Origin of the sequence: Rudanella lutea DSM 19387, assembly GCF_000383955.1 — a bacterium.
Lineage (GTDB): Bacteria > Bacteroidota > Bacteroidia > Cytophagales > Spirosomataceae > Rudanella > Rudanella lutea.
In genome coordinates, this window is record NZ_KB913013.1 from 4,011,414 (window position 1) to 4,035,494 (window position 24,081).

The window sequence follows — 24,081 nt, forward strand, 5'->3', positions numbered from 1 at the left end:
GAGGGGCTTCAGACGGCTGGTTGCGAGTAGAATAGCCACTCCAGTGCCGCCGGAAATTCGCGGCCCCAATGTACTTCCTGATGGGCTCCGTCGGGGTCGACGGAGAGGTAAATGTCGATGGGTTGCCCCTTGTAGCACTGTTTCAGGAGGGAATCCTGAAACCGTTGCAGGTTGGGAACCATGTATTTCGATTCGGTTTCGCCCCCGTACACGTAGATGCGCATAGGCGAGGGCGTCTGGAACCGGATGGCATCGAAATAGATTTTGGGCGAGATCCAGAGCGAGGGCGAAAACACCATGAGCCGCCCGAAAATGTGGGGGTGCAGCAGCCCCCCGTAAATGCTGATGAGCCCACCCAGCGAGCTGCCGCCCAGGCCGGTATGCGGGGCATCGGGCCGGGTTCGGTACTGCGCATCAATGGCAGGCTTGAGCGTTTGGGCAATAAAAGCCAGATACGCCCGACCACGCCCTTGCGCCATCCGGCTTTTGTGAATCGTAAACTCTTCGATGCGCTGTTGATAGCCGTGGTCGATAGTGACCAGAATCACCTCATGATGTTGCCGGGCGGCCAGAATCGCCATTTTTTGTTCTACGCCCCACGAGCCGTACCCCTCGCCTTCGCCAATTAGGTTCTGGCCATCGTGGAGGTACAAAACCGGGTAGCGTTTGTCGGGGTTCTGGTGGTAATCGTAGGGCAGGAGTACCCGGACCCGGCGCGAAGCACCCAGCTGAGGGGCGTAAAAATCGGAACTCAACACCTCCAGATGCGGCACCAGCGCCGGGTTGAACGCCTGACCCGATAAGCGCCAGTGGGGTACAAAATCCTGCTGAAACTCGGTGCCCGGACTCAAAACCCGGTTGGGGCGGCTTTCGCCCGCGCCGGTCAGCTCAACGCTGTCCCAGCCACCCCGTGTGTACTTGTACTCGACAATGTCGGGTAGCCGAATGTCGGCCGGAAACGTCAGGGTGTAGGTTCCGGGGCCCGACCGTTGCAGTTGAAACACATCCAGATCGGGGTGCCAGCCGCAAAAATTGCCCGACACAAAAACCGGTCGGTCGTCGGTAACGGAGGTATTCAGTTCCAGTCGTAGCGGCATAGCGCGTTCGGCAAATCCAAAGCCAGATTATACTCGCCCAACACGGTGGCCGGGCGAATGGTTTGTTGGCGGTTGGGTCAACTACCCATTTGGCATCCACTCGGTTTGCACGCCGGGTAGCTGACTCAGTCGGTCGAGTACGCTGTTGACCTGCGTTTTGCGCATAGATACCTCCAGCGTAGGCTCGTTGTCGAATGATTGGCTCAGGACCGTCAGTTGTTGCTCTTTCACCAGCCGCATCACGCTGTTCATCTGCTCGAAACTGAACCGAATTCGGTACTGCTCATCAATTGTACGGGTCTCGAACCGGGCGTTGGCGAGGGCCTCGACCGTAGCGCTTTTGTAGGCGTTGATCAGCCCCGGTACTCCCAGCAGGGTTCCGCCAAAATAGCGCACCACCACCACCAGTATATTGGTGAGCGGTTGACCCGGTTTGTCGTGGCTGTAAATCGTATTTAGAATCGGCCGTCCGGCAGTGCCGCTTGGTTCACCGTCGTCGTTGACCCGGTAATGGTCCTTCCCCAAGCCCAGCCGGTAGGCGTAGCAATGGTGAGCCGCTTTGGGGTGTTGCTGGCGCAGGGTTTCGAGCCGTTGTTTGGCGTCTGTCTCCGACCGGATCGGGTAGGCGTAGGCCAGAAAGCGGCTGCCCCGGTCGCGAAACTGCCCCTCGGTGGGTTCGGAAAGCGTGCAAAAAGTGTCGTCAAAAAGCATTCTACTGACCAGAAGGTGGCCTGTTATTCAGATAATAGACAAAATTAAGACTTAATTAAACCATCATTTGGTATTGGTGTTATGATTCGTATATTTGGAATCGTTACCTGTAGAAAATACGGCATAAATACCGTACAGGCTATCTTTATTCTTCAGCCTGATAACCCCCCGCCGTACGTACGATCCTGCTTATGTTCAATCCCTGAACGGAGCGCGGCTTTGGCTTGGGCTCCGTTTTGAGAATCCTCTTGACCGTCGCATGAAAGTCTCGCCAACCGAGCCATTCCAGCTTGTTTATTCGTTACTGGAACATGAGTTTCTGGGCTATCTGATCGAGGCTTTTGTGGTACAACGCAATGCCAAAGGTGAGCTCACGCTTCAGAATCAGACCCTCTCGACCCAAAACGCGAGTGAGTTTGCCGATGGGCTCGACGAGCGCGACTTCGAACTCATTCGCCTGATCGATGCTATTCAGCAGGATATGGTGGTGAAAAAGTTTAACAGCCGGAAACTGCCCGCTATTGACTTTTTTCTGAAGGTCTACGACAGTCAGAAGGGCGATAAACTCTTGCAGGAAGCCATTGCCGGCTATCTCGAAAACATAAAGCCGCAGATTCTGGAACGATTGCAGGGAAAGCCCTTTTACATCATGGGTAAAGATGGCAACCCTGCCTGGATGCCTATCGAATGGCTGACCGAACCGGCCCGGGTACATTTCCATTTTGTACGAAACGAAGATTCAACGCACTACTTCCCCATTATCCGGCAGAATCATCAGCGGGTCGATTTTCAGTTCAAAAACGCGATGATTCTCTGCGATGAGCCTGCCTGGATGCTCGTGGGGCAGTGTTTGTACCATTTTGCGCAAAATGTGGACGGTAAAAAACTCCGCCCCTTTTTGAACAAAAACCATATTGTGGTACCCCGTAAAGTCGAAGATGAGTATTACCGGCGGTTTGTGGTGCCCCTGATTGCCAATTACGAGGTGTTTGCCAAAGGGTTTGAAATCCGGGCCGAAGTGCTCGACCCACAGCCGATTCTGACCGTAGCCGAGCATCGTACCACGCCCTCGCCGATATCGTCGGTGCTGGGAAATCAGCCGCGTCATCAACTTCAGACCACGGTTGAGGCCGCTGACGACGAAGACACCCGTCTGGCGTTCGACCTGTCGTTTCAGTACGGCACGTTCACGTTTCGGTTCGACAGCTTCTCAAGTCAGTCGAATGTAAGTCTGGAAAAAAAAGGCGACGACTATATTTTTCACAAGATTCGGCGCGACCTGCGGTTTGAGCGGCAGAAATTCACGTTTCTACGCGAACACGGCCTTGATCTGCGGCAGGGCCGTTTGTCGTTGCCTAAAACCGAAGCCTTCGATTGGCTGGCTGAGCAGAGTGCGGCCGTGCAGGAGGCCGGCTTTGTGTTGCAGCAGGATGTAGCCGACCGGAAGCGGTATTTTTTGGGGCGGTCGTCGATTCAGATTACTATCCGCGAAAGCAACGACTGGTTCGATATTCACGCCAACGTGCAGTTTGGGCCGTATGAGATTCCGTTTATCAAGCTTCGGTCGTTGATTATGGCGGGCAAGCGGGAGTTTTTGCTACCTAATGGCGAAACGGCCGTGATCCCCGAAGCCTGGTTTACGCGGTACTCCGAACTGCTTTCGTTTGTGGAAGAACCGGCGGCACACGGTATCGACCCGCTGACTCGTTCTGAACGGCTGATTCTGCAAAAGCATCATTTGGCATTGGTGCAGCAACTGGATCAGGATAGCCTGGCCGAAACGGTCATCAGTCGGCGGCTGGAGGAACTTCAAAGCTTTGAAGGCATCGAGAGCTCGCCTTTGCCGCAGCATTTCAACGGGGTGTTGCGACCCTACCAGAAAGCAGGCTATGACTGGATGAGTTTTTTGCGGCAGTTTCGGTTTGGCGGTTGCCTTGCCGACGACATGGGTCTGGGCAAAACCGTGATGACCCTGGCCATGTTGCAGGCGCAGAAAGAAATGGCCACCGGGGGCAAAGACGCCCGCGATGCCCCATCAAGCCCTTCGCTGCTGGTGATGCCTACCTCGCTACTGTACAACTGGGAGCTGGAGGCCCGCAAGTTCACGCCCCACCTGCGTGTGATGCTGTACACGGGCACGTACCGCGAGAAAAACACGGCTCAGTTCAATAATTACGACCTAATTCTGACCTCGTACGGCATTGTTCGGATCGATATTGATCTGCTCCGAACGTACCGGTTCAACTACGTGATCCTCGACGAATCGCAGGCTATCAAGAATCCCTCGTCGCATATCACGAAAGCCGTTATGAACCTCAGTTCGGCTCATCGGCTGATTCTGACAGGTACCCCGCTCGAAAACAGTACGATGGATTTGTGGAGTCAGATGACGTTTATCAATCCCGGCCTTTTGGGGAGCCAAACGTTTTTCCGGAACGAGTTTCAGATTCCGATTGAGAAACGGAACGACGAGCAAAAAACGCACAGGCTGTACGGGCTTATCAAGCCGTTTATGCTCCGGCGCAATAAATCGCAGGTAGCCACCGACCTCCCCGAAAAAGTGGAAAGCGTGCTCTATTGCGATATGACTGCCGAGCAGGAACAGCAATACGAAGAGGCTAAATCGTACTACCGAAACCTGATTCTGGAGCGTATTGAGGAAGACGGCATGGCTCGGTCGCAGATGGTGGTGTTGCAGGGTCTGACTAAGCTCCGGCAGATTGCCAACCACCCGCGCATGATCGACGAAAGTTACGAGGGCGACTCCGGCAAGATGGACGACGTGATCATGCGTATGGAAATCGCCATGGCCGAGGGGCACAAGATACTGGTGTTCAGTCAGTTTATAAAACACCTGAGTGTGATTCGGCAGTACCTAAAGGAGAAGCAGATTCGGTTTGCGTACCTCGACGGATCAACAACCGATCGGCAGGAGCAGGTGCACCTGTTTCAGACCGACGATCAGGTGAAACTTTTCCTTATTTCGCTCAAGGCGGGTGGGCAGGGCCATAACCTGACTGCTGCCGACTACGTGTTTATTCTGGACCCCTGGTGGAACCCCGCGAGCGAGGCACAGGCCGTAGACCGGGCGCACCGCATTGGGCAGCAGAAAACCGTGTTTACCTACAAGTTTATCACCAAAAACACGGTTGAGGAGAAGATTCTGGCTCTACAACGCTCCAAGCAGAAACTGGCAAGCGAGCTGATTACCACCGAAGAGAGCTTCGTGAAATCGCTCACCAAAGAAGACGTGATGGCGTTGTTGGAGTAACGGGAGTTATTTCAACCACACCCCTTCGCGGTCGGGTTGGCCCAGAACCACTTCCACGTGTTCGGTGAGGGTAGTTGAGAGTTCGTATCCTTTATAATCGGCGGCTACGGGGTAGCGCGGGTGGTTGCGATCCACGAGCACGGCCACCTGCAATTTTCGCACCAGCACGCTCAGGAACGGCTGCAAACAGAATGCCAGTGTGCGCCCCGTGTAGAGCACATCGTCGAGCAAAATCACTACTTTATCGGTCAGGTCAACACCCTGCCCAGTCAGGTCGATGGCGGGCTGGGTTGTCTGCGACTTGTCGAGGTTCACTTTGAGCAGCGTAACCGAGAACGGGGCTATCTGCCGCAATTCGCCCAGAAGCCGCTCGGCAAACACGTACCCCTCGCCCGCAACCCCGGCCAATACGACGGCTGGTTCATCGAAGTTGTTTTCGTAAATCTGAAAGGCAATGCGCCGAATCTTTTGACGAAGCTGCTCGGCGGACAAAATAGGCTGCGATGACATGCTGGAGAATATTGGGCCAAAACACAAAAGTCGCTACTTTTTAAGTGGAATGGCACGCCTTTTGGCACAATTTTCGCCCAAGGATGAGCAAATTCTCCTCTCCACATGAAAGCCACCCGAGCTATAGTATTAAGTTTTTGTTATTGCTGGTTAGCCGCAAGTCAGGTGGCACCCGTTGGTGCAGCACCAATGCGGACTACTTCAGCTAACCCGAGCGTGTTGCTCATGACTACCGGCGACGAAATTCGGTCGTCGTTTCGGACGGGCAGCGCTCAAAACCTGGCCCTTTATTTCGATAAACACATTGAGTTGGTGATTGATACCGAAGCCGTCGATTTTCACGAGTTGCGGGCCAAACACGCCGAGCTGATTCTGGCTACCTTTTTCCGAAAACATCCGCCTAAAGACTTTCAGTACGTGTACCAGGGTGGTTCGGCCCGGTCGCGGTACATCACGGGTGTGTATCAGACCGGTGGTCAACGCTTTTCGGTGTATCTTCTGATGCGGCAGGATGCACAGCATCATCTGGTGATCGACACCCTGCATTTACGCAAAAGTTGAACAAAGAGGCCGGTTGGGTGTGTTGCCACCTACAAACGCACGACTCAACCGGCTTTATGTCATTTCTTTTTTCTCCGCTTACACTCCGGGGCCTGACCCTGAAAAACCGCATTGTTGTTTCGCCCATGTGCCAGTATTCGAGCCTCGACGGCTTTGTCAACGACTGGCATCTGGTGCATCTGGGTAGCCGCGCCGTTGGTGGGGCCGGCCTGGTCATTACCGAAGCCGCGGCCATCTCGCCCGAAGGCCGGATTACCCCGCACGACATGGGTCTTTGGACCGACGATCACATAGCGGGCCTTAAACGAATTGTCGATTTTATGGCCGGGCAGGGGAGTGTGGCTGGTATTCAGCTGGCTCATGCAGGCCGGAAGGCGAGCCATACCCGCCCCTGGGAAGGTAGCAAAGGTATATTCCCGGACGAACCCGAGGGCTGGCAAACGGTGGCTCCAAGTCCGACCCCGTTTGTCGATGAAGGGCCTGTACCTACCGCCCTCGATGCGGCCGGTATTGCCAAAATCCGGGCCGATTTTAAGGCGGCTGCGGACCGGGCGTTGCAGGCGGGTTTCAAGGTAGTCGAGGTTCATGCAGCGCATGGGTATCTGCTGCACGAGTTTCTGTCGCCCCTGAGTAACCAACGCACCGATGCCTACGGGGGCTCGCTCGAAAACCGGGCCCGGCTGGTGCGCGAAATTGTGCAGGATGTGCGGGCGATCTGGCCCGACGATCTGCCTCTGTTCGTACGGATTTCGGCAACCGACTGGACCGAAGGCGGCTGGACGCCCGACGATTCGGTGCAGCTGGCAAACTGGCTCAAAGAAGACGGTGCCGACCTGATCGACTGCTCGTCGGGTGGAAATGTGCCCCGGGCTACTATTCCGCTGCACCCCGGCTATCAGGTGCCTTTTGCGGCCCGCATCAAGGCAGAAACCGGCCTGGCAACCGGGGCTGTGGGCCTGATTACAAGCCCCGAACAAGCCGAAGCCGTTCTGGCCGACGGTCAGGCTGACCTGATTTTGCTCGCCCGTGAGTTTCTGCGCGATCCGTATTTCCCGTTGCACGCTGCCCGCCAACTGGGCGACGAGGTTACGTGGCCGGTGCAGTACGAACGCGCCCGGCGCTAACCAGCCGCATGGCATTAAAATCGGGTCGCTACTTTTTTAACGGGTTGCTACTGCTTAACTAAGAAGCGGTTTGAGTTAATCACTTTGGCCCGTAAGGGCGGCTTTTGGTCGTTGTCCGCGCCACTTTTTTGGGCCGTAGCGTTGCTACGACCTGCAAAAATTGGCTTGTCAGCAACCAAAATCCGCTCCCTACGGTCTCAAATCGCTAACTCAAACCGCTTCTTAGTTAAGCAGTACAGTGTTCCTATTTTATCATCGCTTATCTTTGTGCCTTCATTTTTAGGCAACATGACGATTAAAACGAAACGATACGCCATTGACCAGAAAACGTACATCAACGTGGCTCTGAAACAGTGGCTTCGCGACAACTGGAAGTACATTTTTATTCCCATCGCCTTTATTTTTCTGAATGCCGTTCTGGGCATCACGGGTATTTATCCCAACATTTGGATCTACGTGGTGATTTTCCTGCTGACCATCCTGTACGTTCTGTTCTGGGCGGTGCAGATCACCGGTATTTCGCAGATGGAACAAAGTAAACCGCTGTTTGAGAAGTACGTTTACGAAATCGACAGCCGCCAGATTCTGATGCGCATCAACGCCAAAGAAGGGGGCTTGCTCAAGTGGGAGCAGATCAAGGCCGTGGAGAAAAATAAGAATGCGTACATTTTTTACCTGAACAGCGAAGACGCCCTCCGCAACGTAAAGGCTAACTGGTTTGCCAAGTTTGTGACCCGTGGCCTGTCGAAGGCGCAGTTCCTGTACCTGCCGTTCAACATTTTCACCAGCGACCATGATGTACGGTTTCTGGAAACGATTCTGAAGCGCAAGTCGCTGTTGCTCGAACCGGGCAACTAACCTCCCGATTTACGACGAAAAGCCCGGCTTGAAAAGGCTGGGCTTTTTGCTATTTTTACCGGTAACCTCCCCGTGTCCGGGGGCTAATCCGTCTCTCCCTTTACTGTATGCACTTCTCCCTTCGCGGTTGGTTTACGGCTCTCTGTCTGGTAGGCACACTGACCACACAGGCGCAGTTGGCTCCGCCCAAACAAATTACCTTAGACGACATTTGGGGCCGTAACGCCGGTACGTTTACGCCCCGTACCGTGCAGGGGGTCAACTGGATGAAAGCCGGGGGCTTTTATACCACCCTTGCCGATGATCGGGTTGTGAAGTACTCCATTACCGACGGTAAAGCCGTAGATACCTTGTTCGATGCGCGTACGGTGCGGGCGGGTGGGCAGGTACTATCGGTTGATGATTACCAGCTCAGCGCCGACGAACAAAAACTGCTGTTGACTACGGCCGAAGAGCCCATCTATCGGCGGTCGAGCCGGGCTACTTTTTACGTGTACGACCTCGGCACGCGGCAGCTGCGGCTGTTGAGTCAGGGCGAAAAGCAACAGTATGCGACCTTCTCGCCCGATGGCCGCAAAGTGGCTTTTGTTCGGGATAATAACCTGTTTACGGTCGATCTGGCAACGATGACTGAAAAGCAGCTGACTACCGACGGCAAACGCAACGAAATTATCAATGGCGGGGCCGATTGGGTGTATGAAGAAGAATTCAGTATGGCCCGGGCGTTTGAATGGTCGCCCGATAGCCGCCGACTGGCGTTTATCCGGTTCGATGAGCGCGAGGTGCCCGAGTACAACATGCAGGTTTGGGGCGAGTTGTACCCGGCCGACTATAAGTTTAAGTACCCCAAAGCCGGCGACAACAACTCGCAGGTGAGCGTGTGGGTTGCCGATGCGCTAACTGGGCAAAAACTGCGAATGGAAACGGGAGCGCCAGCCGAAACGGACATTTACCTGCCCCGGATCCAGTGGACCCGTAACCCAAATCTGTTGTCGATTCGGCGGCTTAATCGGCTTCAGACGCAGCTTGATTTGTTACACGCGGATGCTACAACGGGTAAGTCGGCGGTGATTCTGACCGAAACGCCGGTTAATACACTCGGTGGGCAGCCGTCGTATGTGGATCTCGAATTCACCGACGACCTCACGTATCTGGCCGATGGGCAGACGTTTATCTGGACAAGCGAACGCAGTGGCTTCAAGCACGTGTATCGCTACGACATGACCGGTCGGTTGCTCGGCCCCGTTACGGCCGGTAACTACGAGGTGCTGGCCTTGCTCGGTGTGGATGAGAAAAAGCAGGTGGCGTATTACCTCTCGGCGGAGGTGTCGCCTTTGGAGAAACACCTTTACCGAATTGGTCTCGACGGACGCGGTAAGCAACGCCTGACCATGAACCGGGGCAGCTACTCGGCTAATTTCAGCCCCGACTTTGCGTACTACCTGCTCTCGCACACAACCGCCAATACGCCCCTGACTGTGAGCCTGTTTCGGGCGGGAGCCCCTGATGCCAAACCCCTCCGCGTGCTCGAAACCAACGAAAACCTGCGCCGACGGCTCAACCTGTACCCCTTGTCGGCCAAGCGGTTCTTTACGGTGCCTATTCCGACGGGTGAGCGGCTCAATGCCTGGATGATCCGGCCGGTTAACTTCGACAGCACAAAGCGGCACCCGGTACTCATGTTTGTGTACGGAGGGCCAGGTTCGCAAACAGTTAAAAATGAGTGGGATAGTCGTGATTACTTCTGGTATCAGATGCTCGCTCAGAAAGGGTACATCATTGTGTCGGTCGATAACCGGGGCACCGGGGCGCGGGGCAACGCTTTCCGGACAGTCACGTATGGGCAACTGGGTAAAATCGAAACGCAGGACCAGATCAGCGCGGCCAAATACCTCAAAACCTTGCCCTATGTAGACCCGGCACGGGTGGGAATCTGGGGTTGGAGCTACGGGGGTTACATGACATCGCTCTGCATGACAATCGGAGCCGATGTGTTTAAAACCGGCATTGCCGTGGCGCCCGTGACCAACTGGCGTTTTTACGATACCATTTACACCGAACGCTACCTTAAACGACCCCAGGATAACCCACAAGGATACGACGAAAACTCGCCCGTGACACACGCCGACAAGCTGAAAGGGAATTTTCTGCTTATTCACGGTACCGGGGATGATAACGTGCACTTCCAGAACTCCATTGAGTTTGTCAACGCGCTGGTAGCGGCCGGCAAACCGTTCCGGTCGTTTTATTACCCCAACCGAAATCACGGCATTTACGGCGGCAACACCCGCCAGCACCTGTACCAGATGATGACGGAGTTTATTCTGGAGAAGTTATAAAAGGAGGAGGTAGGAGTGAGAAGTGAGAATGCTCCGCAAGAGTAGGCTGGCGCAAGCATTCTCACTTCTCACTCCTATCTCCTCACTCCTTTTGTGTATCTTTGGTAAAAGGACAGACAGTTATGCAAGCGATCACTCTTCAGATACCCCGACGGATAGATATTTTCTCCGACGATGAGCTGTACGATTTCTGCGCAGCAAATCCTGAATTACGTATTGAGCGCGATGAAAACGGTCAAATCATCATTATGCCACCTACCGGATTAGAATCAAGTTTCGTAAACAACGAGCTACAGACGGAGACCAGCGTTTGGAACCGCAAGACAAAAGCAGGCCGTGTGTCCGATTCTAATGGCGGTTATAAACTGCCCGACAACTCCATGCGCGCACCGGATGTAGGTTGGGTGAGCAATGAGCGACTCGCAACCGTTACGGCAGAGCAACTGAAAAAATTTGCTCCAGTCACGCCGGACTTCGTCATCGAAGTTCGTTCTGAATCAGATGGTTTGGCGGAGTTGAAAGCAAAAATGAATAAATGGCTTGCCAACGGTGTTCGCCTGGCATGGCTGGTAGATACGCAGGAGCAGACAACTATCGTCTACCGCCCAAATCAAGTCCCTGAAGAGGTTCCCTTCGGCCAAACACTCTCTGGCGAAGATGTACTAATTGGGTTTACGCTGAACGTAAAGGAAGTTTTGGGGTTGTAGGTCGCAAACCTCCACTATTCCTCATCTCCCTTTAATTTGTTAGAATAGCCAGCCAGGTTGTTACGCCTTCAACGTAGTTACCCAGCCGCAGGTTTTCGTTGGGGGCATGTTGGTTATTGTCCAGATTAACCATCGGGACATGAATAGCGGGGATATTGAGCGTCCGAAGAAACGGAACAATAGGCACTGAACCGCCTGTCATCCGAATTTTGACTGGCTCGCGCCCGAAGGCCCGCACCATAGCCCGCGTGAGCCAGACATCTTCGGGAATACCGATTTCGGTCCGAAACGGCAACATCTCACCGCTGCTTTGTAGTTGAATGAGTTTGGGGTACTGCATCCGTTCGGCTTCGGTAGGTTCATGGTCCAGAATGGTGTACCCTTTACGTTGGATGTACTGACGGACCAGGCCAATCAGCCGCGCCGGGTCTGTTTCGGGCACCAGCCGCAGGTCCAGCTCCGCAACGGCCCGGTCGGGAATTACCGTGCCGGCCTGCTTACCCACGTAGGCACTCTGCAAACCCCGAATATTGAGCGACGGATACTGCAAGGCTTCCTGGTAGTTGCGTCCCACCTTGTCAGGAGTGGCAAAGCCCACTGTTTTGGCGATCTGAGCCGGGTCGTCGGGAACGGCGGCCATAATCTGAGCCGCTTTGGGATCAATGGTAATTCCGTCGTAATACCCCGGAATAGTCACGCGGCCATCTTCGTCTTTCATGCTCGCCAGCAGTTGCGCCATGCGTAGGGCCGGGTTGGGGGCGTAATTGCCGTAATGCCCGCTATGCTGAGGGCCACGTGGGCCGTAGGTAGTGAGCGTAACGGTGGCGATGCCCCGGCAACCGTAAATCAGGGTAGGCAGGTTGGAGAGGTGCCGCCCTCCGTCCATGACCAGCAGCAAGTCGGCTGCGAGTTCGTCTTTATGGGCCTGAACGGTTTGAGCGAGGTGCGGAGAACCAATCTCTTCTTCACTATCCAAAATCACCTTCAGATTGTAGCGTTGCGGAATTTTCTCTTTTTCCAGCGCGGTCAGAGCCGCCAGCAACATGGCGATGGGGCCTTTGTCGTCGGAGGAGGACCGGCCAAAAATTCGCCAGTCGGGCGATGCGTTCTCGGTCTGGAGACGGGTCCAGTCGAGCGGGGTCCAGCTGCCGTCGGGGTTACGTTGTTTTAGCACCGGCTCGTAAGGGTCGGGTTGTTGCCACTGGGCGGGTACTACCGGTTGCCCGTCGAAGTGCATGTATAGCAGCAGGGTTTTAGGCTGTCCGGTTTGGGTTTTTATTGGTGCTGAAAGAGGCTTCTCGGCCAGAATCAACGGGTTCGATGGGGTGTTGAGCAAGGATACCCGAAAGCCTCGCTGCTCGAAGGCCTGCCGTAGCCAGTCGATATTGGGTTGCATCTGCCCCTCGATATGCGCATTGTTCGGGATACGCAACAGTGCCTGCAAATCAGCGTACGACTGCCGAATGTGTTTTTGGGTAATGGCCTGCAGTTGGCTTGTGGTTGGGGCCTGTGCGCGCACCGACAAGGCCGCCAGGGTAGTCAGTACAAGTAGTGCATGTTTCATGACGGAAATTACGAACCGTTCGCCGAATTTTGCTCTATGCGCATTCGCTCAACGCTTCATCACGGCCCTGTTGAAGGGTATCAGTTTGGCTATTCTCCGGTTCGATTCGTCAAGCCGTTTCCGGTATGGTGTTATTATCTGCACGATACTCTGATTGACACCGGGCAACGGCACTGCCAGGCCGATGTGCTGGCTACCTTCCGGCCGAAGCCCATCCGGCAGATTATTCTGACCCATTTTCACGAAGATCATTCGGGCAATGTGGCCGCTTTGGCGCGTGCGCATGAGGCTCCGGTGCTCACCGGCACCATCACCGCCGAGCGTATCCGGGCGTCGTTTCCATTGCTCGCCTACGAACAGTTCTGGTTCGGGGCTATTGACCCCTGCTCGGCTGAGGTTGGGGTTACGGTACAGCCGCTTCCGGAGGTTATTTCGGTGGGGCCGTACGGGCTTCGGCCAATGCTGACACCGCCACTCCGACGATCATCATGTGCTGCTCGAACCGAACGAAGGCTGGTTGTTTGCCGGTGATTTTTATGTGGGTAAGCTTAAAATCTTCCGCCGGGGCGAAAACATCCACCAAATGATCGAATCGACCCGGCGGGTGCTGCAGTACGATTTCGACACCGTTTTCTGCGGGCATAACCCGGTTCTGAAACACGGTAAAACGGCGGTTCGGCAAAAGCTACAATACCTCGAAGACATCGTGGGTCGGGTACAGCAGGCGTATGACCGGGGAGTGCGGGGGCAGGCGCTGGTGAAGGTAGCGGGCCTGCGCGAGCAGTGGGCCGTGAAGCTGTTTACCCAGAATGATGTAGGGGCCGATTACGTCGTTCGGTCAGTGCTGGAGGGTAACGGTCAGATCGACTTACCGGTAGGTAGGACCGCTTAATCGGTAAAATAGAGCACGATTAACAAAGGAAACAGTAGTAGGTTATACCTATACGTTAACTAATCTTCTGTTACCCTGGCTTGTTTAGCGGCCTCCTGCTGAATGTCCTCTTAATCGATTACCGCTCATGAAGATCCCGGAATACTTAGGTTCTAATTCTGCCAGCGAACTCGTCGAACGTGCCGAGTCTAAACTGGTTAATCCTGTTGTACCTGCTGCTACATCCCCCAAGGCTCAGAAGCAGGCTCTTATCTGTTTCTCTCATTTGCGTTGGAACTTCGTGTACCAGCGGCCGCAGCATATCATGAGTCGGGCGAGTAAGGATTTCAACGTTTATTTTATTGAAGAGCCAATTTGGGGAAATGAGCTCTGTATTTCGCTGTGTAAGCAGGCCGACGATTTGCAGATTGTGGTGCCCCATTTGCCGCATGGCCTCACGCACGACGAGGTGATCCAGTACCAGCGGCAATTGGTTGATGAACTGATTGAACGCGAAAAACTGACCGACTATGTGGCCTGGTATTACACGCCTATGGCCCTGAATTTTACCGATCACCTGCGCCCCAGTCTAACAGTGTACGATTGCATGGATGAGCTGTCGGCGTTTTTGGGCGCTCCCCGCGAGCTGATTGATAAAGAAAAGGAACTGCTCACACAGGCCGGTCTCGTGTTTACGGGTGGCTACAGCCTGTACGAAGCTAAACGCGACCGGCATGAAGCCGTGTATGCCTTTCCGAGCAGCATTGACCATTCGCACTTCTCAGCGGCCCGCGCCAAACAACCCGACCCCGACGATCAGCGGTCGATTGGGCACCCGCGTATCGGGTTTAGTGGGGTTATCGACGAGCGGTTCGACCGGGAGTTGATTGCCGAAGTGGCCCGCCGTCGGCCGCAGTGGCAGTTTGTGATGCTGGGTCCCGTAGTGAAAATAGACCCGGCCAGTTTGCCACAGGGGGCCAACATTCACTACCTCGGCATGAAAGACTATAAGCAGTTGCCGAATTACTTCAGCAACTGGGATGTGGCCATTTTGCCCTTTGCCCTGAACGAGTCGACCCGGTTTATCAGTCCTACCAAGACTCCAGAATATCTCTCAGCGGGTTTGCCGGTGGTATCTACCCCCATTCGCGACGTGATTCGGACCTACGGAGCGCCCGGCTTTGCGCAGATTGCCGACACCGCCGAGGCTTTCGAGAAGGCCATTGAGCGGGCGCTAAACGGTCATCATCCGACCGATTGGGCTGGTATCGACGATTTGCTGGCCGAAAGCTCGTGGAACAAAACCTGGAACGAAATGTGCCGCCATATCAACGCGCAGGTACAGATTCCGTTTGAGCAGTAAGGATATCTGTTGCGTTAGCGTGTGGCGCATCGACCGCGTACCGAAAGCCTGACAATCAGAGCTTCCGATACGCGGTCGGTGCGCCATTTCTTTGTTTTGGCCCCAAGTGGGTTAAACTTTGCTTAAACAAGCCTATTAGCGGGATAGAGTGTAGTTGGGGTAATGGGTTTATTGCCAACTTTGCGTGGAACTACCCCTATGGAGTAGCCGCTGTAGCTTGTTATGAAAAATCCCTATGTTTCGTTGTTGCGTACGGCGTGGCAGTATGCCCGGCAACAAAAACGCCGGTATTTACTGGTGTACGCTTTGTTCTTGTGCGCCAATGTGATTGGGGCGCTTCACCCATTGTTGTTTGGCTGGTTTATCAATCAGATTCAGGCGCACAACGCATCGGTTCTGACGGTTTGCGGCTGGTATCTGGGTGGTTTTATGACCCTCAAACTGGCCGAGTGGGCGTTTCATGGGCCGGCCCGTATTCTGGAGCGCGAGGTGGCGTTTCATGTAAGCCAGAACTTCCTCGAAGAGCTATATCATCAGACCCTGCATTTGCCCGTCCGCTGGCACAAAGAGCACCATAGCGGGGCTACCATCAACCGGATTCGGAAAGCTTACGATGCTCTGAAACTCTTTTTTCAGAGCGGGTTCACGTATCTGCACACCTTGCTCAAATGTGTGTTTTCGTTTAGTGCTATGCTTTACTTCTCGCCTGCTTTTGGGTTGGTAGGGGTAGCTTTGGGAGTGCTTACTGTTTGGGTGATTATGACGTTCGACAAGCCGTTTATCCGAACGCTGGAGGAAACCAACGAACGCGAACACATTGTGGCGTCGACCCTCTTCGATAGCCTGTCGAACATTATCACGGTCATAACCCTACGGCTCGAAAAGCAGATGCAGGGCAGTCTCATGGGGAAAGTGCTTGACACCTTTGGGCCCTTTCGGCAAAATATCCGCATCAACGAATGGAAATGGTTTGTGGCCAGTATGCTGGTAGCAACCATTTATGCTGTTATCACAATGGGGTACGTATGGCAGAATTATATACCCGGTACCGTGTTCTACGTAGGTGGGCTGGTGGCCCTGATTGGCTACGTAAACAACTTCACGAGCGTGTTTGTCGATGTGGCCTGGCAGTACACTCAAATTGTGCAGTACAATACCGACGTAGAAACGGCCAAGGGGATTAGCGAAGCGTTCAGCCGGAATGAGCGGCCCGAGCTCGTTGCCGAACTGCCGGACAACTGGCAAACGATCGACATCAGTGGGCTCAATTTTTCGCATAGCTTCGTGCCGGGGCTGGTGCGTCGGCGGGCCGGTTTGCAGGATGTCGCCATTCATATCGAGCGCGGCCGTCGGGTGGCGCTGATTGGCGAAAGCGGTAGCGGCAAAAGCACCCTGTTGACCCTGTTGCGCGGGTTGTACGCTCCCGATCCGGCGGTACGTGTGGTAGTCGATGGTGAGCAGCAGGCTGGTCTGGATCTGATTGCCAACACGGTGACCTTGTTTCCGCAGGAACCCGAAATCTTTGAGAATACCGTAGCGTACAACATCACGCTTGGCCTGCCGTTCGATGAGGACGAGGTGTTGGCCGCCTGCGAGTCGGCGCGGTTTGCCGAAATTGTAGGTATGTTGCCGCAGGGCTTACAAACCTTTATCCAGGAGAAGGGCGTGAACCTGTCGGGCGGGCAGAAACAACGCCTGGCTCTGGCGCGCGGGGTATTGGCCGCCCGTAGTAGCGACATCGTGCTACTTGATGAGCCAACGAGTAGCGTAGACCCCAAAACCGAGTTTGATATTTACCACAAATTGCTGGAGGAGTTTGCGGACAAAGCCGTGGTCTCGACTTTGCACCGGCTGCATCTGCTCCCGATGTTCGATTACATCTACATTATGCGCAATGGACATGTAGTTGATGAGGGTACGTTTATGTATCTGCGCCAGCATAGCCCCATTTTTAGCGAAATGTGGCGACACCAGCAGGAGCGTTCGGAGTTGGCCGAAGCGGCCTGATGTATGACCAAGCCGTAAAATTTTTGTATTTTGCTCCGCACCTTCATCTCAGTAACATGATTCAAAACGTACTGGTGGTAGGCATGGGCAAAGTCGGATCGCTGGTTGGCGTGCTATTGGGCCGCCGATTCAGCGTTACGGGCTTAGACAAACAAAAACCCGCCTACGCCAACCTTCCCTTCCCCACACTCGAAGCCGACATTACCGATGTCGATGCATTCGGAAACATTCTTCAGGGCTTCGATGCCGTAGTATCCTGCCTGCCTTACTCGCTCAACCTGCCCATTGCGCAGGCGGCTCACCGGCTGGGCGTTCATTATTTTGACCTGACCGAAGACGTTCCGACCACCACAGCGATCCGGGTAATGGCCGAAACGAGTACGGCCGTGATGGCTCCGCAGTGCGGGCTGGCACCGGGTTACATTGGCATTATTGGCGCCGATTTGAGTCGCCGGTTCGACCGGCTTCGCGACATTGAACTGCGGGTGGGCGCGCTGCCGCAAAACCCGAATGGCTTGCTTGGGTACTCGTTTACCTGGTCGCCGGCCGGGGTTATCAACGAGTACATTAATGATTGCGAGGTGATTCACAACGGGGTTCGCAAGTGGGTGCCCGCGCTCGAAGGCCTGGAAGTGATCAACTTCAACGGCATGGAAATGGAGGCTTTCTCGACTTCCGGCGGTTTGGGCACCATGTGTGAGACCTATGCCGGGCAGGTTGATACGCTCAACTACAAAACCATGCGTTACCCCGGTCACTGTCGGCTGATGCGGTTCCTTTTGTACGAATTGATCCTGAAAGACAAGCGCGAGTTGGTTGAGCAAATCCTGACTGAAGCCAAACCGCCTGTGCAGGACGACGTGGTGTACGTGTACGCCGTAGTTGAAGGCTGGAAAGATGGCCATCTCAAGCGCGAGGAGTTCAGTCATGCGTATTACCCCATCACGGTGGAGGGGCAGCGTTGGCGGGCTATTTCGTGGACGACGGCGGCCTCGGTAGCGGCCGTGGTTGAAATGGTGGCCGATGGTCAATTGCCGCAGCAGGGCTTTATCAAGCAGGAGGATATCTCTCTCGATGGTCTTTTGCAAACACGCAACGGCAGCTTGTTCGAAGCCGCTCACAAGCCGCAGGGCGTAGCTTTATAAACCCACAAAACAGGTTTGATTGCCAAAGCCACTCCATCGGGGTGGCTTTTTACTTTCTTCCCAAATGAATAGCTAATGTCGATGAAACGGCTCTGCAACGGTATATTGGGCCCCTGATACTCTTTTCTGCCTAATACTTACTTTTAGACCGCTTCATGCAACCAGCTTCACCGGGTAATTTTCGTTGGCGCATCGTTACGCTCCTATTTATTGCAACAACGATTAATTACATCGACCGGCAAGTGCTATCGTTCACGATGACCGACGAGCTTTTCCGCAAGGAAATGCTGGGTCTGGGCCCCGATGAAATATTAACCCCCGGCGCCATCGACCGGTTCAAAATCAGTTACGGGGATGTGGATGCCGCTTTTAAGTTTGCCTACGCCATTGGGTTTATCGTAATCGGCTGGCTTATTGATAAGATAGGCACCAAACGCGGGTTTTCGTTGGGCATCATCATCTGGAGCATTGCCGGGGTCATGACGGGCTTTGTGAGTTCCGTGCGAGGCCTCATAAGTGTGCGGGCGTTGCTGGGTCTGGGCGAAGCGGCTAACTTTCCCTCGTCGGTTAAAACGGTATCGGAATGGTTTCCGCGTCGGGAGCGGTCGTTTGCCAACGGCCTCTTCAATGCCGGTTCCAACGTAGGCATTATTCTGACAGCACTGTTGGTACCATACCTGATTACTAACTACGGTTGGCGTAGCTCGTTTTTCGTGACGGGGGTTCTGGGTTTTTTCCTGTTTGGGTTCTGGTGGTTTACCTATTCCAAGCCCGAGCGAAACCCCAAACTCAGTCGCGAAGAGCTGGCCTACATCCACAGTGATGCCACCGAAGAGGCCACGCTCAAAGTATCGTGGGGGAAGTTGCTGACGTTCAAACAAACCTGGGCGTTTGCGGTAGGCAAGTTTATGGCCGATCCAATCTGGTGGTTTTACATGAGCTGGCTCCCCGATTTTTTCAATTCCAATGCGGCCTTAGACCACAAACTGGATCTGAAATCATTTGGCATACCGTTTCTGATTATCTACGTCGTGTCGGATGCGGGTAGTGTGTTTTTCGGCTGGCTTGCCACGCAGTTGATGAACCGGGGGTGGTCGGCCAACCACGCGCGCAAAACCACTATGCTTATTTGTGCCTTGTGCGTGGTGCCAATTTTTGCGGCTGCCCAAACTAACAGCCTGACCGTTGCTATTGGGCTGATTGCCCTCGCCACGGCTGCGCATCAGGGCTGGGCTGCCATCATGTACACGTTTGCGTCCGATCTGTTTCCGCGTTCGGTGGTTGCTTCCGTAACGGGTATTGGCGGCATGTTTGGCGCAATTGGTGGTATTCTGCTGGCTTTTCTGGCGGGTCGTATCATTACCAATTTTGGATATTTGCCCATGTTCATTATTGCCAGTTGTGCGTATCTGGTAGCCCTGGTGATTATTCACCTGATCTTACCCCGGCTTGAACCTGTTCGGGCCGAGGAGATCGAAGAAGTACTGGTCTAGGCTTACCGATAGATTTCTTTGTGAGAGCGGGCTGGGTAACCCCCGAAGTGTACCCATCAACCATTGTTTACTGATTACCGATAACTTTTACCCGTATTATGCCAGCATTGAATCGCAGCACGTACAACGCAAGCACGTACCCCGAACGTGTACTGCAGTTTGGAACCGGCGTTTTGTTACGTGCATTGCCCGATTTTTACATCGATAAAGCCAATAAACAAGGCATTTTTGAAGGCTCAATTGCCATTGTAAAGTCTACCGACGGAAAAACGGATGGCTTTGCCGCGCAGGATAACCTGTACACAGTAGCTGTCCGGGGTATCCAGCAGGGGCAGTCTGTTGAAGAGATTACCACGGTTACGGCGGTAAGCCGGGTGTTGTCGGCCCAGTCGGAGTGGAAAGATATTCTGCAAATTGCCAAAAGCCCCACACTTCAGGTGATTATCTCGAACACCACCGAAGTAGGGCTGACCTATGTAGAGGAGAGTATTTTTCAAAACCCACCGAAGTCGTTTCCGGCCAAGCTGACGGCGTTTCTGTACGAACGTTTTAAGGACGTAGGCGGCTCTCGTAATCGTGGGTTGGTGGTCATTCCGACGGAGCTGGTCACTGATAACGGGCTCAAGCTCCGCGAGATGGTGGAGAAACTGGCCCGGTATAATGAGTTAGGCAAACTGTTCTCGAAATGGCTTAAGTTTCACGTTCGGTTTTGTAACTCACTCGTCGACCGGATCGTGCCCGGTAAGCCCGATACCGAAGCCCGACAGTATCTGGCCCAGAAGACTGGTTACGAAGACGATCTGCTGACCGTGGCCGAACCGTACAATCTGTGGGCCATTGAAGGCGACGAGCGTGTGCGTGAAATCCTGTCGTTCGCTCAGGTTAACCCCGGTGTCATTATCGACGAAGACATCACGTTCTATCGCGAGCGTAAACTCCGCTTGCTCAACGGTACCCACTCGTTTACAACCCCGATCTGCTACCTGATGGGTAACGAGACCGTGAGCGAAAACATGCAGAATGCGCTCACCGCACAGTTTATTGAGCGCCTGATGCTCGACGAGATTGTACCGACCGTGCCGCAGGGTATGGGAGAGAACATGGGGCCCGACGCTGTACTCCAATTCGGTAAGGATGTAATTGATCGGTTTAGTAACCCGTACATCGAGCATTTGCTCCTGAATATTACCCTGCACCAAACCGCCAAAATGCAGGCGCGTAACGTAGCTACTATCGGGCGTTACTACGAGAAATTCAATACGGTGCCTAAGCTTATGGCAACGGGTTTTGCGGGCTATCTGCTCTTCATGAAACCCGCCCGGAAAACCGATGATGGGTACGTGGCCGAAGCTAACGTAAACGGTGGCATATTAACTTACCCACTGCGCGATGACAAGGCTACGTACTTCGACGAACACTGGCGCAATGTGGAAGCCGGTTCGGAGACTTCGGTGCGGCAGTTTGTCGATGCTGTTCTGAGCGATAAAGGCCTCTGGGAGGTTGATCTGACCCAATGGCCGGGCTTTGCCGAAGCGGTGAGCAGCCTACTGCATCAAATGCTGACAGAAGGCGTCGAGAATACTCTGGCACAACAACTTAAGTAAACCGAAGCCACCTCTCTGATGAGGTGGCTTTTTTATTTAACACCGTAAATAAATTAACCCATACGGCACTTGTGGAAATGTGGATAACTCGCTAAATTGCTACAAAACAGAGGAGATTTAAACGAGATATGGGCAGGAAAGTATTAATCTTAAACCAAGATTACAGCGCATTGAGCATCTGTTCCGTTCCTAAGGCATTTTTGCTCGTCTACCTTAACAAAGCCGAACTGGTCGCCGAATCTGACTTGTACAAGCTACACACCGTTCGAGACGAATTTCCGATGCCAACGGTAATCCGACTCCACCGGTACATCAATCTGCCCTACAAAGGGGTCATGCTAACCCGTCAGAATATCTTCAAACGCGACGGGCATCGGTGTCAGTACTGCGGCACGCATGAAGACTTGACCCTCGACCACGTACAACCCAAGTCGCGCGGAGGCAAAACCAATTGGGATAATCTGGCTACGGCCTGCAAACGGTGTAACTCGCGCAAAGGGGATTACACTCCCGAAGAGGCCAACATGAAGCTCCGGCAACGTCCTTTCAAGCCCTCCTTCCTGATGTTTCTCCGCGACTTTTCGGGAACCGTAGATGCGAGCTGGATGCCATTTCTGGTCAGCAAGCGAGAACGGATTTACGATTGATATCAACTGGTTAACAGGCTCCCGACCGAGCCAATGCAGCCGCCCGGACAGACAACCCTGTCCGGGCGGTTTGTTGTCGGGCCGGTTCGAGACTCAAAACTCACAAAATCAAACAGTTTTTGGCCGTCCGAAACTTTTGTCCGATATATTTTGATTACCTTTGCAGTCCTTTTTAAAAATTAAGTCAAACTAAAAATCTATCCGCCATTTGGCCCACGGGTAGATGTATTGAGCGGGTCAAGCAACTAAATTTTTATGAGCAAAACGCAGCAACGCGAACTGCCTGCATTTGATTGGGATCTTGCAGACAACAGAGGATTCGGTAGCGGGTACACGGCTGAAGAACGCAGCCGGATGGAAGAACTCTACGGCAACACACTGTCGCAGGTGAACGAGAAAGAGGTTGTGACGGGTACCGTGGTTGGCATTACCGACCGCGAGATTATCCTGAACATCGGATTTAAGTCGGATGGGTTGGTACCTGCTTCAGAATTCCGGGATATGCCAGATCTGAAGATGGGTGATGAAATAGAAGTGTACGTTGAGAATCAGGAAGACCCCAATGGTCAGCTGGTTCTGTCGCGCAAGAAGGCGAAAGTCATTACGGCATGGCAGAAAATCCAGCGGGCTCTGGACGAAGACCTCGTTATCGATGGCTTCGTGAAGCGCCGGACTAAGGGTGGTCTGATCGTTGATATTTACAGCATTGAAGCGTTCTTGCCAGGTTCGCAGATCGACGTGAAGCCGATCCGTGATTTCGACGTGTTCGTTGGCAAGAAAATGGAGGTTAAAGTTGTTAAGATCAACTATGCGAACGACAACGTAGTCGTATCGCACAAAGTACTGATCGAAAAAGACCTCGAAGCACAGCGCGCCCAGATCCTGAACAACCTCGAGAAAGGTCAGGTACTGGAAGGTGTGATCAAGAACATGACCAACTTTGGTGTGTTTATCGACCTCGGCGGTGTCGACGGTCTGTTGCACATCACGGATATCTCGTGGGGTCGTATCAACCATCCGTCGGAGGTGCTGCACCTCGACCAGCGTGTCAACGTGGTGGTACTCGACTTCGACGAAGACAAGAAGCGGATTTCGCTCGGTATGAAGCAGCTTCAGGCTCACCCCTGGGATGCTTTGGCCGCCGAAATTCAGGTTGGTTCACGGGTGAAAGGCAAAATCGTGAATGTAGCCGACTACGGTGCCTTCCTCGAAATCATGCCGGGCGTAGAGGGTCTGATCCACGTATCAGAAATGTCATGGTCGCAGCACCTGCGTAACCCACAGGAGTTCCTGAAAGTGGGCGACGAAGTAGAAGCTGTTGTCCTGACCCTCGACCGTCAGGAGCGCAAAATGTCACTTGGCATCAAGCAACTGACCGAAGATCCCTGGACTCGTCCGGACATCCGCGAGAAGTACGCCGTAGGCAGCCGTCACAAAGGTATCGTTCGTAACCTGACCAACTTCGGTCTCTTCCTCGAACTCGAAGAAGGTATCGATGGTCTGGTTCACGTATCCGATCTGTCGTGGACTAAGAAAGTGAAGCACCCCTCTGATTTCATCAAGGTAGGTGAAGACCTGGAAGTAGTCGTACTGGAGCTGGATATTGAAAACCGTCGTCTGGCGTTGGGCCACAAGCAACTGGAAGAGAACCCATGGGATACGTTCGAAGATCTGTTCTCAGTAGGTTCGGTACACCGTTGCACGGTTCTGAGCAAAAACGACAAACTCGCTACCATGGAATTGCCATACGGTATCGAAGGGTTCTCGACCCTGCGTAACCTGGCCAAAGAAGATGGTACGGTAGCCGAAGTAGGCGAGTCGCTCGACTTCAAAGTTACGGAGTTCTCGAAAGACGAAAAGCGGATCATGCTGTCGCATACGCGTACCTGGCAGGAGAAAGATGAGCCGAAGCGGGAAAGCAAGCCTAAGGCTTCGAAGCCAGCTTCATCAGCGTCTTCACAGCCGGAGCGGGGTGCTACGCTTGGTGACCTCGACGCCCTTGCTGCGTTGAAAGAGCAAATGGAAGGCCGCAACTAAGTTATAGCTGTCTATATAAAAAGGCCAACGGGAATCTCTCGTTGGCCTTTTTTCTGCCTCTTAACAAGGGAGTTAGTGGTTTCCCGTAAGGAAATTTAAAAAGTGAGGTTTCTTAGTGTCTGATTTTTTCCTATGTTTGCAGTCCAAACAGGTCAAAAGGCTTGTTTGAGAC

Annotated in this window: 19 protein-coding genes; 15 read left to right on the forward strand and 4 right to left on the reverse strand. The window is 53.7% G+C overall.

Features of this window, described 5'->3' with window-relative positions:
* Positions 1-8 precede the first annotated feature (8 nt).
* Positions 9-1,097, reverse strand: a complete 1,089-nt coding sequence (locus RUDLU_RS0116615; RefSeq protein ID WP_019989538.1) for an alpha/beta hydrolase — start codon at positions 1,095-1,097, stop codon at positions 9-11.
* 81 nt (positions 1,098-1,178) lie between these two features.
* Positions 1,179-1,808 (reverse strand): IMPACT family protein, encoded by a 630-nt coding sequence (locus tag RUDLU_RS0116620; RefSeq protein ID WP_019989539.1) that lies wholly within the window; start codon positions 1,806-1,808, stop codon positions 1,179-1,181.
* 259 nt (positions 1,809-2,067) lie between these two features.
* On the opposite strand from RUDLU_RS0116620, the gene RUDLU_RS0116625 reads away from it, so the two are divergent.
* Positions 2,068-5,079 carry a DEAD/DEAH box helicase gene (locus tag RUDLU_RS0116625; RefSeq protein WP_019989540.1) on the forward strand — a complete coding sequence of 1,004 codons (3,012 nt, stop codon included), beginning with the start codon at positions 2,068-2,070 and terminating at the stop codon, positions 5,077-5,079.
* A 6-nt stretch (positions 5,080-5,085) separates the two neighbouring features.
* Here RUDLU_RS0116625 and RUDLU_RS0116630 read toward each other — a convergent pair whose 3' ends face one another.
* Positions 5,086-5,589: a phosphoribosyltransferase family protein gene (locus tag RUDLU_RS0116630; protein ID WP_019989541.1), complete on the reverse strand. Its 504-nt coding sequence runs from the start codon at positions 5,587-5,589 to the stop codon at positions 5,086-5,088.
* 189 nt (positions 5,590-5,778) lie between these two features.
* Here RUDLU_RS0116630 and RUDLU_RS0116635 point away from each other — a divergent pair, with 189 nt between their 5' ends.
* The 5 genes from RUDLU_RS0116635 (at position 5,779) to RUDLU_RS0116655 (ending at position 11,178) form a co-directional block, all read left to right on the forward strand.
* Positions 5,779-6,150, forward strand: a complete 372-nt coding sequence (locus RUDLU_RS0116635) for a DUF4783 domain-containing protein (RefSeq protein WP_157580240.1) — start codon at positions 5,779-5,781, stop codon at positions 6,148-6,150.
* 56 nt (positions 6,151-6,206) lie between these two features.
* Entirely contained in the window at positions 6,207-7,274 is a 1,068-nt protein-coding gene (locus RUDLU_RS0116640; RefSeq protein ID WP_019989543.1) for an NADH:flavin oxidoreductase/NADH oxidase, read from the forward strand.
* A 288-nt stretch (positions 7,275-7,562) separates the two neighbouring features.
* The gene (locus tag RUDLU_RS0116645; RefSeq protein WP_019989544.1) at positions 7,563-8,132 is read left to right on the forward strand and encodes a hypothetical protein; all 570 of its coding nucleotides are present in this window, start codon (positions 7,563-7,565) and stop codon (positions 8,130-8,132) included.
* Positions 8,133-8,239: 107 nt separating this feature from the next.
* Positions 8,240-10,471, forward strand: coding sequence for a S9 family peptidase (locus tag RUDLU_RS0116650; protein ID WP_019989545.1), 2,232 nt, complete (start codon positions 8,240-8,242; stop codon positions 10,469-10,471).
* Between the two features lie 122 nt (positions 10,472-10,593).
* Complete coding sequence (locus RUDLU_RS0116655; RefSeq protein WP_019989546.1) at positions 10,594-11,178, forward strand: Uma2 family endonuclease; 585 nt, start codon at positions 10,594-10,596, stop codon at positions 11,176-11,178.
* A gap of 31 nt (positions 11,179-11,209) precedes the next feature.
* Here RUDLU_RS0116655 and RUDLU_RS0116660 read toward each other — a convergent pair whose 3' ends face one another.
* Positions 11,210-12,742, reverse strand: a complete 1,533-nt coding sequence (locus RUDLU_RS0116660) for a M20/M25/M40 family metallo-hydrolase (protein ID WP_019989547.1) — start codon at positions 12,740-12,742, stop codon at positions 11,210-11,212.
* 36 nt (positions 12,743-12,778) lie between these two features.
* On the opposite strand from RUDLU_RS0116660, the gene RUDLU_RS0116665 reads away from it, so the two are divergent.
* The 9 genes from RUDLU_RS0116665 to rpsA all read left to right on the forward strand — a co-directional run bounded on the left by RUDLU_RS0116665 (position 12,779) and on the right by rpsA (position 23,909).
* Positions 12,779-13,273 carry an MBL fold metallo-hydrolase gene (locus RUDLU_RS0116665; protein ID WP_169578049.1) on the forward strand — a complete coding sequence of 165 codons (495 nt, stop codon included), beginning with the start codon at positions 12,779-12,781 and terminating at the stop codon, positions 13,271-13,273.
* Positions 13,233-13,634 (forward strand): MBL fold metallo-hydrolase, encoded by a 402-nt coding sequence (locus RUDLU_RS0116670; RefSeq protein WP_157580242.1) that lies wholly within the window; start codon positions 13,233-13,235, stop codon positions 13,632-13,634. Before RUDLU_RS0116665 ends, RUDLU_RS0116670 begins: the two co-directional genes overlap by 41 nt.
* A gap of 127 nt (positions 13,635-13,761) precedes the next feature.
* Positions 13,762-14,976: a glycosyltransferase family 1 protein gene (locus RUDLU_RS0116675; RefSeq protein WP_019989548.1), complete on the forward strand. Its 1,215-nt coding sequence runs from the start codon at positions 13,762-13,764 to the stop codon at positions 14,974-14,976.
* Between the two features lie 222 nt (positions 14,977-15,198).
* Positions 15,199-16,983 carry an ABC transporter ATP-binding protein gene (locus RUDLU_RS0116680; RefSeq protein ID WP_019989549.1) on the forward strand — a complete coding sequence of 595 codons (1,785 nt, stop codon included), beginning with the start codon at positions 15,199-15,201 and terminating at the stop codon, positions 16,981-16,983.
* A gap of 59 nt (positions 16,984-17,042) precedes the next feature.
* Positions 17,043-18,128: a saccharopine dehydrogenase family protein gene (locus tag RUDLU_RS0116685; protein WP_044130463.1), complete on the forward strand. Its 1,086-nt coding sequence runs from the start codon at positions 17,043-17,045 to the stop codon at positions 18,126-18,128.
* 155 nt (positions 18,129-18,283) lie between these two features.
* Complete coding sequence (locus RUDLU_RS0116690; protein WP_019989551.1) at positions 18,284-19,621, forward strand: MFS transporter; 1,338 nt, start codon at positions 18,284-18,286, stop codon at positions 19,619-19,621.
* Between the two features lie 98 nt (positions 19,622-19,719).
* A complete protein-coding gene (locus RUDLU_RS0116695) occupies positions 19,720-21,225 on the forward strand; it encodes a tagaturonate reductase (RefSeq protein WP_027303142.1) in 1,506 nt (501 codons plus the stop codon).
* Positions 21,226-21,353: 128 nt separating this feature from the next.
* The gene (locus tag RUDLU_RS0116700; protein ID WP_027303143.1) at positions 21,354-21,872 is read left to right on the forward strand and encodes an HNH endonuclease; all 519 of its coding nucleotides are present in this window, start codon (positions 21,354-21,356) and stop codon (positions 21,870-21,872) included.
* A gap of 255 nt (positions 21,873-22,127) precedes the next feature.
* A complete protein-coding gene (gene rpsA / locus RUDLU_RS0116705; RefSeq protein ID WP_019989554.1) occupies positions 22,128-23,909 on the forward strand; it encodes a 30S ribosomal protein S1 in 1,782 nt (593 codons plus the stop codon).
* The last annotated feature ends 172 nt before the right edge of the window (positions 23,910-24,081 follow it).

Excerpts from the sequence above, each read along its gene's own strand:
- RUDLU_RS0116640 (WP_019989543.1), top strand. The coding sequence starts at position 6,207 with ATGTCATTTCTTTTTTCTCCGCTTACACTCCGGGGCCTGACCCTGAAA.
- RUDLU_RS0116680 (WP_019989549.1), top strand. The coding sequence starts at position 15,199 with ATGAAAAATCCCTATGTTTCGTTGTTGCGTACGGCGTGGCAGTATGCC.
- RUDLU_RS0116690 (WP_019989551.1), top strand. The coding sequence starts at position 18,284 with ATGCAACCAGCTTCACCGGGTAATTTTCGTTGGCGCATCGTTACGCTC.
- RUDLU_RS0116630 (WP_019989541.1), bottom strand. The coding sequence starts at position 5,589 with ATGTCATCGCAGCCTATTTTGTCCGCCGAGCAGCTTCGTCAAAAGATT.
- RUDLU_RS0116620 (WP_019989539.1), bottom strand. The coding sequence starts at position 1,808 with ATGCTTTTTGACGACACTTTTTGCACGCTTTCCGAACCCACCGAGGGG.
- RUDLU_RS0116660 (WP_019989547.1), bottom strand. The coding sequence starts at position 12,742 with ATGAAACATGCACTACTTGTACTGACTACCCTGGCGGCCTTGTCGGTG.
- RUDLU_RS0116675 (WP_019989548.1), top strand. The coding sequence starts at position 13,762 with ATGAAGATCCCGGAATACTTAGGTTCTAATTCTGCCAGCGAACTCGTC.
- RUDLU_RS0116625 (WP_019989540.1), top strand. The coding sequence starts at position 2,068 with ATGAAAGTCTCGCCAACCGAGCCATTCCAGCTTGTTTATTCGTTACTG.
- RUDLU_RS0116695 (WP_027303142.1), top strand. The coding sequence starts at position 19,720 with ATGCCAGCATTGAATCGCAGCACGTACAACGCAAGCACGTACCCCGAA.
- RUDLU_RS0116700 (WP_027303143.1), top strand. The coding sequence starts at position 21,354 with ATGGGCAGGAAAGTATTAATCTTAAACCAAGATTACAGCGCATTGAGC.
- RUDLU_RS0116635 (WP_157580240.1), top strand. The coding sequence starts at position 5,779 with ATGCGGACTACTTCAGCTAACCCGAGCGTGTTGCTCATGACTACCGGC.
- RUDLU_RS0116650 (WP_019989545.1), top strand. The coding sequence starts at position 8,240 with ATGCACTTCTCCCTTCGCGGTTGGTTTACGGCTCTCTGTCTGGTAGGC.
- rpsA (WP_019989554.1), top strand. The coding sequence starts at position 22,128 with ATGAGCAAAACGCAGCAACGCGAACTGCCTGCATTTGATTGGGATCTT.
- RUDLU_RS0116645 (WP_019989544.1), top strand. The coding sequence starts at position 7,563 with ATGACGATTAAAACGAAACGATACGCCATTGACCAGAAAACGTACATC.
- RUDLU_RS0116615 (WP_019989538.1), bottom strand. The coding sequence starts at position 1,097 with ATGCCGCTACGACTGGAACTGAATACCTCCGTTACCGACGACCGACCG.
- RUDLU_RS0116655 (WP_019989546.1), top strand. The coding sequence starts at position 10,594 with ATGCAAGCGATCACTCTTCAGATACCCCGACGGATAGATATTTTCTCC.
- RUDLU_RS0116665 (WP_169578049.1), top strand. The coding sequence starts at position 12,779 with ATGCGCATTCGCTCAACGCTTCATCACGGCCCTGTTGAAGGGTATCAG.